The organism is Cryobacterium sp. TMT2-17-1 (genome assembly GCF_004402765.1).
Classification (GTDB): domain Bacteria; phylum Actinomycetota; class Actinomycetes; order Actinomycetales; family Microbacteriaceae; genus Cryobacterium; species Cryobacterium sandaracinum.
This window is the reverse complement of sequence record NZ_SOGC01000030.1, coordinates 32,584-45,157: the sequence shown is the minus strand read 5'-3', so window position 1 is coordinate 45,157 and position 12,574 is coordinate 32,584. Positions and strand designations below refer to the sequence as shown.

Genomic DNA, 12,574 nt, shown 5'->3' with positions numbered 1-12,574 from the left:
CCCGGCCCGTCGGCCCGGCCCGTCGGCCGGCCCGGCTCGCCGCGGCCCGTCGGCCGACCCATCTCACCGTGCACACCCAGCTGAGCCTTCCATTCCGTGGCTAATTCAGGAGATTCCACGAGCAGCGGTCCCAGCCCCGCGAAGTGTCGCATGATTCTGCGGGCCGAACGCACCGTGCGCTCGTTTCTCCTGAGTTAGCCCCAACGACCTGCCCGACCGGGCCAGCCCCGCCCAGCCCGCACCACCCGGCCGGCCCGGGTCATCCATCGCCCCGGCGCATAACTCCTGCCAATTCCGGTGAGTGCCCGGAACCGCCCAGGCGTCCCGGGCATCCGTGCCGCAGCTCCGCCGAATTGGAGGAGTTGTGCGCACGGACCGACCTGCACCCCGAATCGGGCAGCAGCAGCAGCAGCAGCCGCGCACACGTCGTGGCCAACTCAGGAGATTCCGGCGAGCGGCGGCCGCGCCCCCGCAGATTTTCGCATGTTTGCGCGGAGTTCTGCGAGTCGGCCACACCATCCGCACGTTTCTCCTGAGTTAGCCCCAGCGCACCGGGCCGATCGAGTCGAGCGGGCGCGCCGGCGGCGGCGAGCTACAGCCAGCGCATGGTGAAGGCGCGGGCGAGCACGGCGCTGGCGGGCGGCGCCGCGAGGGCGCGCACGAGGCCGTTCCGCGCGCGCAGGCGAAGCCCCTGCACGGGTCCGCCCATCGCCATGTTGAAGTCGGCCTGCCGGGCGGCCATCCGAGCGCTGCGCCGGCGGCGGCGGTCGTAATCCCCGAGCACGCCTGAAGCGGCCTCCGGATCCCGCAGCGCCCGCTCCAGCGCCGGGGCCAGTTGCAGCGCGTCGAGCCACCCGAGGTTCATGCCCTGCCCGCCGATCGGGCTGATCTGGTGCGCCGCGTCGCCGATGAGCACGACCCGTCCCGCTACAAGTCTCGTGGCGAGGCGCTGCTGCACCGAGAAGGCGCTGGCCTCCGCGGTCGTCGGAGGCAGCTGCGTGCCGGTGCGGGCACGGATGAGCGCAGCCAGGTCGTCGGACGTCGCATCGGCCTGCAGGGTCGGGGTCATGGCCACCCAGCGGCGTCGGCCTCCCGGCAACGGGAACGACTCGACCACACCACCCCGCTCGAAGAAGAGCACGGCCTCCCCGAGATGCTCCCCCGTGTCGGGGTAGTCGCTCATCAGATACGTCTCGCCGCCGGTGCGCGCGGTGCAGCGGATGCCGAGTAGGTCGCGCACGAGACTGCGGGCGCCGTCGGCGGCGACCACGTAGCGAGCCTCGAGAGTTTCGCCGGCAGACACGCCCCCCTCGCCCGTCCCGCCCGTCCCGATCCCCTCGACCGTCCCGTGCGTCCCGCCTGGCTTCGCCGTCTCGACTGTCTTAGCCGTCTCGACCGCGACCCGACCACCGCGCTCGGACACCCCGGTCACCGTTACGCCGCCGCGCAGCCGGCCGGGCGCGAGTTCGGCGAAGCGCGCGCGCAGCACGGCCTCGGTCTCGAACTGCGGCAGAGAGATCACGCTCTGCATCCGGTCGACGGTTTCGGTGAACGCCAGTCGGCCCAGCGTGCGCCCGTCCGAGCGCACCACACCGCCGCGGATGCGCACCGCCCGGGCGAGCACCTCTTCTGCCACGCCCAGTTGCTCCAGAGCCCGCAACGACGGCGGGTGGATGCCGATGGCCCGGGATCGCAGCGACGGCTTGGCTCGCTGCTCGACCACCTCCACGTCGACACCGCGCACCGCCAGCAGTCCAGCGAGCAGGATGCCCACCGGTCCCCCGCCGACCACGATCACGTCCCGAACCCGTGCCCCGCTGTCGTTCGCCTGCCCCCGCTCGTGCACGTGCACGCGTTCAGGTTCCCTTTCCGGTCGAGAGTGCCCGTTGCGCCGGTCACTTTTGACCGGAAAGGACACGCTCGCCGGCACCGTCTCAGCAAGAACCGACCCAGCCGACGCCGTGCCAGCAAGAACCGACACAGCCGACGCCGTGCCAGCAAGAACCGACACAGCCGACGCCGACACAGCCGACGCGAGCCCGGCAGACGCCGGTCCGGTCGGCACCACCCGGCGCAGCACGAGGCGCGACGGATGTTCCCGCGTCACCTGCCACCCGGGCGGCACCACCTCGCGCAGCTCGGCCGCCGTAAAACTGCGGCGAATGGAGGTGAGCCCGTCGTCGCGGATGAACGACCGGCGAAAGAGCGGCCAGGTGCCGAGCCCGAAGCCGAGGTACGCGAACCGGCTGCGTTCGATGTCGGCGTGCAGCACCCGGTGCGCGGCGAGCCGTTCCGAGTCGGCGAGCAGTCCGCCGAGCTGTTCGCCGGTGAGGTGGTGCAGCACATGGTTGGAGACGACGACGTCGAACCGGCGCCTTTCTGCGACGAGATCGGAACTGAGCGCCCGCCGAAACGTCAGTCCGGGCAGTGGGGGCAGACTCATCGCGTAGGCGTGCGCGCGGGCATCCGGGTCAACGGCCGTGATGCGCAGGCGCAGGCCGTCCCGGGCGGCCCAGCGGGCCAGCGCCCGCGCCACGTCGCCGCCGCCGCAGCCGACGTCGAGCAGGGTGCTCTCCCGAGTGCTCGACAGCAATGGCCGGATATCGCGGCGGTACATCCCGCGCCACCCCGACACCACGCCGTTCACAAACCGGAAGTTCGCGTAGGTGCTGGCGAGTTTGACGGGGTCGCAGTCGGGGTCGTCCATGAGCTCGACGGCGTCACTCGCGCGCCGGCGCAGCGACGGAACGCCCAGTGACGGAACGCCCTGCGACGAGACGCCCAGGAAGGGACGACTCCGCGACGATCGGCGCGCCGAAGGGAAATGCATCGACGGGATGCCCACTTCCGCTACCCGGCGGTGACGGTCATCAGCCCGGATTCGACCGTGAGCCCCGGGCCGAACGCCATCGCGCAGACCCGCTCGCCGTCATCCGTGGCCGGGGAGTCGAGGATGGCCTTGAGCACGAACAGGATCGTCGCGCTGCTCATGTTGCCGTAGGTGCGGAGAGTCTCCCGCGAGGGCACGAGCTGCGCCTCGCTCAGCCCGAGCTTCGCCTCGGTCTTGTCCAGGATGCTGCGCCCGCCCGGATGGATCGCCCAGTGCGCGATCGCGGTGGCCGGTGTGGTGACCGGCGCGACGTCAACCGGTGCGACCAGGGTTGCGACCGACCCGGCCGAGACACCCTCCGGCACCCCGGCAGGCAGGAGCGACGGCACCTTGGAAGGCACAAGCGCCGGCGCCAACACTGCGCTGAGCGCGACGTCCCGCGCGAAGAGGGGTGCCAGCGCCCCCTCGATGTGCTGGTCGATGATGTGCGGCACGTAGGTGCTGAGGATCATCTCGAACCCTTCGTCGCCGATCTTCCAGGCCATGTCCCCCTCGCCGATGGGCGTGATCACGGTCTCGAACAGGTCGAGGTTGAGGGCGTTCTCGCCCGCCGCGGGGGCGCGGGAGCTGACGATCCCAGCCGCAGCTCCATCCGAGAACAGCGAGGAGGCGACGATCGTGTCCGGGTCGTCCGAGGTGCGCAGGTGCAGCGAACACAGCTCGGCGCTGACGACGAGCACGACGGCGTTCGGGTCGGCGTCGACGAACTGCTTCGCCGTGCGCAGGGCGGGCATCGACGCGTAGCAGCCCATGAAGCCGAGGTGGTAGCGCTGGGTCGCGGGGTTCAGGCCCAGCTCGCGCACGAGCATGTAGTCGGGTCCCGGAGCGTAGAACCCGGTGCACGACACGGTAACCACATGCGTGATGTCCGAGGCCTCGATGCCGGGGCACGCCTCGAGGGCCCGTCGCCCGGCCTCGACGAACAGCTTCGTCGCCTCCACGATGTAGAGCTCGTTGCGCACCCGGGTGCTCGGCTTGAGCAGCTCCTGCGTGGCGGCGTCGAAGAACTGGGGATCGGACGACGCCTTGTCGAGAGTGAGCTCGTCAATGACGGTGTGCCGGGTGTCGATCCCGGACAGGTTGAACGACGCGGTCACCAGGCGCTGGGCCAGGCGGCTGAGTCCCGGCTGGGCGGCGAAGATGTCGCGCACCTGATCCTGGATCAGTACTGTCGGGGGGACCACGGTCTGGAGCGCTCTAAGAGTGACGGGCATAGCCCAAGTGTTACACGTGGGCACGGCCCGGCACACCCCCGTAAATGCCGTCAGATCAGGGCAGTGGGGCGAACAAACGGATGCCCGTGAACCCGATCCCGAGCCCCGCGGCAACGATCGCGGTGACGCCGCCGATGTACGCGATGAGGGTTCCCGGGGTATCGCCGAACGCACGGAAGTACGTGACCAGGAACGCGGCGACCGCGACCGCGGCGAACGGGATCAGGATGCGCAGCTGCAGGCGGTCGACTCTGGGCGGGCGGGCGTTCGTCCCGCCGCGCGGTGCACCGCCCATCGACCACGGGCCGCGGGTCAGCACCAGGCCGGCCACGCAACCCCAGACCGCCACGACGAGCAGAGCCGCAATGACATCGCTGGGCCGATGCCAGCCGTTCGCCAGCGTGGCGACCCCGGCCAGGATGGCGAAGCCGGAACCGCCGAGGGCGGCGAGGCCGCGCGTGCGGGGACTCGCGACCAGGAAAACGGCGAGAGCGGATGCCGCCGCCACCGTTGTATGTCCCGAGGGGAACGAGTTGCCGTCGTAGCCCTCCACCCCGAGGTCCGGCCGGGTCAGGAGCATGATCTTCAGCAGCTGAGTGCTCAACACGGCGGCCACCGCTACCCCGCAGGCCACGATCAGGGTCCTGCCGTTGCGCCGAACGACGGTCACGACCCCGGTGAGCAGCAGTCCGGCGATGACGGAGACCAGCGGAACGGCATCCAGCAGCTCCTGCGCGAGCGGGGTGACGCTGCGGCGTCCGAACTCCGCGCCGTCGAAGGCGAGCTGGTCCATGGTCTGGCCGGAGAGGGTGCGCACGAAGTAGAGGTAGAGCCCGGCGAACAGGATGATTGCGACGAACGCCCCCACCAGGTAGCGAACGGGGCTGATCGACGAAGAGGTGCGCACGCTCTAGCTTCGCACGCGGCGGCGCGGTTGACTCCGTTCGGACCTCGGGCCTGACCCATCCCTCGGTGAGCCACCTCGGCCGAGCAGCCGTTGCAGGCGCAAGAGGGTACGAAGGAGACCACGTCCTGATCTCGCGGTGACGACGGGCCCGGAGGCGAAACACCCGGGTTCTTCACCGTGTTCGCCTGGCATTCACCTAAGGTTCAGCTCATGCTGCTCAAATAATCAGAGTAGAGTCAGCCAACTCTTCGAAGAGCTCTTAGCCCCAACGAATGGATGCTCCGTGAACATTCGAACGGCCGAATACCCCAAGCCGGATCATTTTCTACTCCACCTCAGCGACACCCACCTGCTTGCGAACGGCGGGCGCCTGTACGACCAGGTCGACAGCACCGCCCATCTCGCGCAGCTGTTCGCGGAGGTCGAAGCCTCCTCCGGCCGACCCGACGCCATCATCATCACGGGTGACCTGGCCGACAAGGGCGAACCGGATGCCTACCGGGCCGCTCAACTAATCGTCGAGCCGGCCGCGGCGCGGCTCGGTGCCCGCGTCTTCTGGGTGATGGGCAACCACGACGATCGGGCGGCGTTCCGCAGCACGCTGCTGAACGAGCCGGCGACCACCGAGCCGATCGACCACGTCGACTACATCGGCGGCCTGCGCCTGATCACGCTCGACACCTCCGTTCCCGGCCACCACCACGGCGCCGTGACCGACGACCAATTGCGCTGGCTGGCCGGCCAGCTGAGCGTTCCGGCGCCGGACGGCACCATTCTGGCCATGCACCACCCGCCCGTGCCGAGCGTGCTCGACCTGGCCGTGTCGGTCGAGTTGCGCGGCCAGGCCCGTCTTGCACAGGTGTTGCGCGGCTCGGATGTGCGCAGCATCCTCGCCGGACACCTGCACTACTCCTCGACCGCGACGTTCGCGGGCATTCCGGTGTCGGTGGCGTCGGCCACCTGCTACACCCAGGACCTGAATGTTCCGGTCGGCGGCACGCGGGGCCGCGACGGGGCACGCACCTTCAACCTCGTGCATGTGTTCGCTGACACGATACTGCACTCGGTCGTTCCGCTGGGTGACTACCCGGCGCTGGACTACGTCGACGCGACGGAAAGTGCGCGACGGCTCGCCGGCGACAACATCCGGATCATGCCCGCGGGTACTCTGCCAACGTTCCGCGAACCCCCGATGACCACACCGATCCCGGTTCTGCACTAGACGGCGGCGTGTGCCCGGCCTGGCCGGGAACGAGCTGGTTCTCGCGTTCCCACGGGGCGACGATCGGGAAGTAACGTTCGAGGAAGTCGGTCACGGCCGCGCGGCGAACCTCGTCGGAGATCTCCGGGTTGCTTCCGTCGTTCAGGCAGAACATGTCCTGGTCGCGGCGCTTGCGCAGGGCGTTCATCTGACGCAGTGCCAGCTTCAGCGTGGTTTCGATGTACAGTGAGCGCGCCTGGGTCTGCTCGACCGCCCGCCCGGTCATCAGCGCGTAGTAGTGGTACAGCGAGTTCGTGACCGAGATATCAGTCGCTGAGCGGAACTGGCTGGCCGCAGTGCGGGCGAAATCGCCGGGGAACTCCGCTTCGAGTTCCTGCATCACACTCCTGCGGAGCGGCGCCGCCGTGTGCTCGAGGTGCCGCGTGGTGACCTTGCCGAACCGATCGCGCAGCAGGGCGCGGTTGACCCGGGCGCCGTTCTCGAACCCGCTGCGGCTGGTGTTGTTCTCGCCGAGGCCGATCCGGGTGGATGCCTCGATGAACTTGGTCACGCCGCCCGGAGAGAAGAACAGCTCCGGTCCGACAGGGCGGCCGAAGAACATGTCGTCGTTGGAATAGAGGAAATGCTCGGCCAGTCCGGGGATGCGGTGCAGCTGACTCTCCACGGCGTGCGAGTTGTGCGTGGGCAGAACACTCAGGTCGGGGAAGAAATCCTCGCTGCGCATGATGGTGACGCGCGGGTGCTCGGCCAGCCACACCGGGGCCGGCGAATCCGTGGCGATGAAGATGCGGCGCACCCAGGGCGCGAACATGTAGACGCTGCGGAGGGCGTACTTGAGCTCGTCGATCTGGCGGAAACGGGCATCCGAATCGTCGCCGTCTCCGACGACATAGGCCTGCATGCGCTTGGCCCGTTCACGCTGGAAATCACTGGACGAGCCGTCGACCCAGGAGAAGACCATGTCGATGTCGAAACTGACGTCGCTGGCCAGGTCGTCGAACATGTGTTGCAGGGTGCGCCAGGTGCGCCCGAAGAGGTCGATCGTGGTCTCGCGGGCCTCCGAACGCGGCAGACGTGCCCGCATCAGCGAGTTCTCGACGGGCGCGACGATCTCATCGTCGCCGAAGTGCCAGAGCTCGAACTGGAAGGCCGTTTCGGCGCCGTAGCGCAGGCGGCCGATCGGCTCGATGCGCGGTCGGTAGACCCGGAAGACGGATGACTTGCGCAGCGTCGTCAGGGCGCCGTCCGCCAGGAGCAGGGCCGGGGTCAGATTCCCGTCGAGGGGCTTGGCGTAGAAGGGCTCGTTCGCGAAAGCCTCCGCAAGGATGCGGGTGAGGTTCTTGCGGCGTTTGCGGTCGACCGCGATCACCGGGCGGTCCCCGTCGCCGCGCACGAGCAGGAAGTCGATGCCGGCCCGTTCGAGCGCGTCGCGGACCGCGAGGAGGTCCTTGACCATCGACTCGTGGGGGGTGAAGTGACCGTTGATCAAGTTGATCTCGCCCTTGCGCACGACCACGTCATCACGGTCGAAACGGCGGGTGCGCGGGTCGGGTGAGAGCAGCACGAGCTCGGGTTCCTGGCTCAGCGTCAGCACGGGCAGGTTGTCTGCCGGTTCGTTCGAGGAGCGACGCTCGGTTTCCGGGCGATCGAACGTGGCCATGGTCCTCCTCGAGAAGAATTGGGAACACTCATTCACGAGGCAACCACACGCAGTGCCGGGGAGAGTGCGTCCGTTGATGCCGGACAGCAACGACCGGTTCAGAGACCGGAGCGAAGCAGCCGGCGGAACGCGGTGGCGCCGTTGTTATTCTACGTCTTCTGCGTCCCCCGCTCGCCGCGGTGACGGGACCGCCCGGTGATCGCGGTCGAACCCGTGCGCAGGCTTTCCTCGTCGTGGCCGACGGCTGTCATCCAGGAGGTACCGAACGCCAGCTGCGAGTACCCGATCGCGCCGACGACCATGCTGGACGCGGTGGCCAGGAGTACGGCCCCGATGGTGATTTCGGGAACCATCGCCGGAGTCCGTTCGGTCGTCGGCGCAGACCGATGAGGTCGGCTGGCGTGAGGTTGCCGGCTTGAGGTTACCGGCTTGTAGTTACTTCGGAGGCCCGACGGCCGGCGCGATTTCCGCTCAGGTATCGGGTCAGGCGAACGGGTCAGGCCCTGTCAATCACATACTCGGCCAGGATCCTGGCGTGGTTCACCATCGGGTCCCGAGCGCCGTAGACCAGCGTGGTTGTCGTCTGCTTCTCCTCGTCGCGGGCGATGAGCGTGCGGAGTTCCTGCACGGCCGCCGTCGTCTCGGGTGCGGTGTCGAGTTCGGCCCGGTAGCGCACCGCGAACTCATCCAGAAGTGCCCGGTCGTGGTTCCACCACCGGCGCAGCTCCGGGCTGGGCGCGATCTGCTTCAGCCAGGCGTCGAGCCGGGCTTCCTCCTTCGAGACTCCGCGCGGCCACAGCCGGTCGACCAGCACCCGGGTCCCGTCGCTCGCGGAAAGTTCGTCGTAGACCCGCTTGATCTGTATGCCCATCTGTCCATTCTGTTCCCGGCGCGGCCACCGGGCCGACCAGCCTCCGTCCGGGTCAGGCCATCGGCAGGTCGGCGGGATCGGTGACGGGCAGGCGGCAGACGAAGTCACGGCAGAGGTAGGCCGTCGGCAGACCCTGGTGTGCGACCCGGCCGCGGAACAGTTCGAAGCCGGCGTCGGCGAAGGCCTGCGCCTGAACCTCGGTGACGGATGCGACGAGCCCGCTCCCGCGTCGGCGCACCGCGTCGAGCAGTGCGGCGGGTTGCTCGGGGGCGGCCGCGTCCGGCCCTGCCCCCGGCCCGACCACGTCCGCCCCGACCACCACGAGTTGTTCCACGGGGCCGGTCAGAATGCCGGACAGTCGCAGGGCCGCCCCGAAGGCGAGCGGGCGTTCGAGTGCGCGCTCGGCGAGGGCCGCCATCGCGGCAACGGCGGCCGCGCGATAGCGGTCGTCGGCGGTCAGCAGGTAGAGCAGGTTCGCCGCCTCTGCGGTCGCCGTGATCCCGGACGGGTAGGCCCCCTCCGACGGGTCGACGTCCAGGGCGAGTCCTTGCGCGGCAAGCACCGGGTCGGGCCCGTCGGGAGCGCGAAACGGCATCCCGCCGGCGACAGTGCCGGCCGTGCCGGCGGCGTCGGTGGGGGCATTGGTGCCGGGAGTGCCGGAGCCGGGGATGTCGGTGGCGGACCGTACCGTTTTGGCATCCGTTCCCCCCAGCGTGCCGTCGATGAGCCGGCGCGCGGCCGTGGCATAGCGCACCTCGCCCGTGGCCAGAGCAAGCTCGAGAAGACCCTGTGCACACATCCCGAAGTCCTCCAGGGTGGCCTGAGCGGCAGACGTGCGCCCCGCGATGGAGGCCCGCACGAGGCTGCCGTCCCGGCGCAGGTGACGCGTGAGCAGGTGGTCGGCGGCCCTCGCGGCCGCCGTCGTGAGGTCGGGATCGGCGAGGGCGAACCCGGCGCGGGCCAGGGCTCTGATGGCAAGGCCGTTCCAGCCGGTGAGCACCTTTTCATCGAGCGCGGGCGGCTCCTCCTGCCGCCGGGCGTCCTCGTCCAGGGCGTAGTACAAGCCCTCGACGCGGCGACCGGCAACGGTGCTCTCGGAGTCCTGGGCGCTGGCGAACCCGCCGCCGGGCAGGCGCAGCACGGTCGTGAGGAACCCGGCGACACCCTCCGCGACCGTCTGCGCCCATTTCTCGCCGGTGAGCTGCCAGGCCTGGGTGTAGAGGTCGAGCAGCTGCGCGTTGTCGTAGAGCATCCGCTCGTAGTGCGGGTCGCTCCAGTCCCGGTTCACGGCGTAGCGGAAGAAACCGCCCTCCACCGGGTCGCGCAGGGGCGAGGCACCCATGCGCTTCAGGGTGCGCAGGGCGAGGGCCTGCGCTTCCGGGACCTGTCCCACGGCACCCGGCCGGCCGAGCAGAAACCCCAGCACCGGCGCTACGGGAAACTTGGGCGCGCCGCCGAATCCGCCGAAGCGGGGGTCTTCCAGGCCCACGAGTTCGGCCTGGACCCGGTCGAGCGCGGCGGGGCCGGGCAGCGCTCCGCCGGCACCCTGTCGTGCGGCGGCGGCCGCGAGCGTCTCGGCGACGAGGGACGCGCTCGCGGTGACCTCGGCGCGGCGGTTCGTCCAGGCATCCGTCACCGCTTCAAGCACCTGCCGGAACGACGGATGCCCCGGCAACGGCAGCGGCGGAAAGTAGGTGCCGGCGTAGAAAGCCTGCCCGTCGGGGGTGACGAACACGTTGAGCGGCCAGCCGAGCCCGCCCACGAAGGCGCTGGCCGCGGCGAGGTAGCTGGCGTCGACCTCGGGATGCTCCTCCCGGTCGACCTTGATGCTCACGAAGTGCCGGTTCAGGTAATCGGCGAGCTCCGGGTCGCTAAAGCTCTCCCGGGCCATGACGTGGCACCAGTGGCAGGTCGAGTAGCCGATCGAGACGAGCACGGGCAGATCCCGCAGCCGAGCCTCCACGAAAGCCTCCGAACCCCAGCCGAACCAGGCAACGGGATTGTCGGCGTGCGAGCGCAGATAGGGGCTGATTGCGTCGGCGAGGTGATTGGACATGCCTCCATTGTGCCGCTGTCCCCGGCCCAACGCTCCCTGCGTATTTCCTCAACGAACCTGAGCGGAGCAGGTCAGGGCCGGTCAGAGCCGGGCGGCCACCAGGTCGACCGCGAGGGCCCTGCGGGCGCGGCGCTGCACGCGCATCCAGACGAAGAAGCCGGCGAGGGTGAACGCGCCGTAGAAGATGTAGAGGATGGCCGAGGCGTAGTAGCCGGCGCTGAGCAGCAACGGCACCCCGACGATGTCGACCGCCACCCAGATCAGCCAGAACTCGGTCCAGCCCTTCGCCATGCCGTACGTGGCCAGCAACGAGCCGGTGAAGATCCAGGCATCGGCCCAGACGGGCTCGAACGAGCCGAGCGCACGGAAGACCGGCGTGAGCACCAGAGTGCCCGCGACGAGCCCGAATCCGAGCAGGATGCGCGCGCGAGCACCGGCCCAGTGCGGGGCCACGGCAGCCTGCGCGCTCCCCCGACGATGGGTGGACCACTGGACCCAGCCGAAGATCGACACGACGATGAACATGATCTGCCGTCCGGCCTGGCCGAGCAGATTGACCGGGTTGGGCGTGCCGAACACGGCGCCGAGGAACACCGTGAACAGCAGCACGTTGCCCGCGATTCCGATCGGCCAGGCCCACACCTTACGGCGCATCCCGCCGACGGCGCTCAGGATGCCGAAGGCGTTGCCGATGATCTCGCGCCAAAGAATGGTCTGGGTTCCGATCTGCAGCTGTGCGTCGAAAAGCCACTCGATCGGGTTCATCCGTCATCTTCCTCGCCGGGCGGTTCCCGCCCTCCCCAACCTAACCCTCCTCCCGGGCTGTTATTCCCGGTGGCGGCAGGGCGGAACGAGACCGCGCGAGGCGGAGCGCGTCAGTTCACGTCGTCGGGCTGCGCGCTCACCCGGCCGGCGGGCTCGGCTCGGCCCACTCGCTTCCGAGGTGCAAATGGCACAGCTCGGGACCCACGAACGGGCGCAGCCCGACCTGGTCCGGGTCGTGGCCGAGCTCGCGGGCGACCCCGCGCACGAGGCCCAGGTGCACCGAGCAGATGACGTCGGGGGCGTCCCGCGCATCGGCGCGAAACGGGCAGGCCAGCAGGGTGATCAGCGGGGCGGCAACGTCGGCGACACCGTCGGAGGCACCGTCGTCCGCCGCGGACTCGGCTTCCGAAGCCGGAGCCGGCTCCACCGCCGAAACCAGCTCCGGATCGAAGCCGAGCCGGTCGAGGATACTCAGCAGCGGCGCGATGCCCTCCGCGGCGCTCCCCCGCAGCTCGTCGGCGTAGCTCTCGGCCCAGGTCTCACCGGCGCGGATTGCCCGGGCCCGCCCGCTGTCGGCGTCCTCGGCGAGCGCGGTGGCCAGCACCCGGCTCAGATCGTGCTGGGCGCCGCCTTCCCGGGCGGCGGGTCCAGCGGTGAAGAGGATTCGCGGGCGCCCACGCGTCCCCGCGCGCCCGACGGCGCGCCGGATCAGGTCGGCGTTCTCGAGCTGATCGAGATGGAACCGGGCGGTCGTCACGTGCAGTCCGATGCGCGCCGCGACCGCGGCGGCGTCGAGCGGGGTGGCCGATCCCATCAGGAGGTCGAGCACCTGGCGGCGCGCGTCGGAGGCAAGGGCGGCGTGCCGGTCCCCCGTCCCTTCGTCGTTGATCATTCTTTGATGCTAACATCGTGCGGTTAAAAACGCGCCGATACAGCCACAGCCGTCGGGCCGATCACAGGCGAACCCGGGCAGCATCCGTCGTTCACCG

General features: G+C 69.7%; 10 protein-coding genes. 1 reads left to right on the top strand and 9 read right to left on the bottom strand.

Translation table 11 applies throughout. The features are described from left to right. Positions 1-592: 592 nt before the first annotated feature. The 3 genes from E3O47_RS16865 to E3O47_RS08375 are packed head-to-tail and all read right to left on the bottom strand — an operon-like array spanning position 593 to position 5,011. Positions 593-2,830: an FAD-dependent monooxygenase gene (locus E3O47_RS16865; protein WP_347232584.1), complete on the bottom strand. Its 2,238-nt coding sequence runs from the start codon at positions 2,828-2,830 to the stop codon at positions 593-595. 20 nt (positions 2,831-2,850) lie between these two features. Further along, positions 2,851-4,104, bottom strand: a complete 1,254-nt coding sequence (locus tag E3O47_RS08380) for a type III polyketide synthase (protein ID WP_241986133.1) — start codon at positions 4,102-4,104, stop codon at positions 2,851-2,853. 55 nt (positions 4,105-4,159) lie between these two features. Beyond that, a complete protein-coding gene (locus E3O47_RS08375; protein WP_134420195.1) occupies positions 4,160-5,011 on the bottom strand; it encodes a phosphatase PAP2 family protein in 852 nt (283 codons plus the stop codon). Positions 5,012-5,294: 283 nt separating this feature from the next. Here E3O47_RS08375 and E3O47_RS08370 point away from each other — a divergent pair, with 283 nt between their 5' ends. After that, complete coding sequence (locus tag E3O47_RS08370; protein ID WP_174720204.1) at positions 5,295-6,233, top strand: phosphodiesterase; 939 nt, start codon at positions 5,295-5,297, stop codon at positions 6,231-6,233. Here the strand turns inward: E3O47_RS08370 and E3O47_RS08365 are convergent. From E3O47_RS08365 to E3O47_RS08340, 6 genes are all read right to left on the bottom strand, one after another. Further along, positions 6,163-7,893, bottom strand: coding sequence for a stealth family protein (locus E3O47_RS08365; RefSeq protein WP_104099552.1), 1,731 nt, complete (start codon positions 7,891-7,893; stop codon positions 6,163-6,165). The two genes, E3O47_RS08370 and E3O47_RS08365, sit on opposite strands and share 71 nt — an antisense overlap. 149 nt (positions 7,894-8,042) lie before the next feature. Beyond that, the gene (locus E3O47_RS16525) at positions 8,043-8,246 is read right to left on the bottom strand and encodes a DUF1761 domain-containing protein (protein ID WP_134342433.1); all 204 of its coding nucleotides are present in this window, start codon (positions 8,244-8,246) and stop codon (positions 8,043-8,045) included. Positions 8,247-8,389: 143 nt separating this feature from the next. Further along, a complete protein-coding gene (locus tag E3O47_RS08355) occupies positions 8,390-8,764 on the bottom strand; it encodes a DUF488 family protein (RefSeq protein WP_104099553.1) in 375 nt (124 codons plus the stop codon). 52 nt (positions 8,765-8,816) lie between these two features. Further along, positions 8,817-10,820: a DUF255 domain-containing protein gene (locus tag E3O47_RS08350; protein ID WP_134420193.1), complete on the bottom strand. Its 2,004-nt coding sequence runs from the start codon at positions 10,818-10,820 to the stop codon at positions 8,817-8,819. Between the two features lie 81 nt (positions 10,821-10,901). After that, positions 10,902-11,585: a nicotinamide riboside transporter PnuC gene (pnuC, locus tag E3O47_RS08345; RefSeq protein WP_104099555.1), complete on the bottom strand. Its 684-nt coding sequence runs from the start codon at positions 11,583-11,585 to the stop codon at positions 10,902-10,904. Between the two features lie 136 nt (positions 11,586-11,721). Beyond that, positions 11,722-12,477 carry a helix-turn-helix domain-containing protein gene (locus E3O47_RS08340; protein WP_134342430.1) on the bottom strand — a complete coding sequence of 252 codons (756 nt, stop codon included), beginning with the start codon at positions 12,475-12,477 and terminating at the stop codon, positions 11,722-11,724. Positions 12,478-12,574 lie beyond the last annotated feature (97 nt).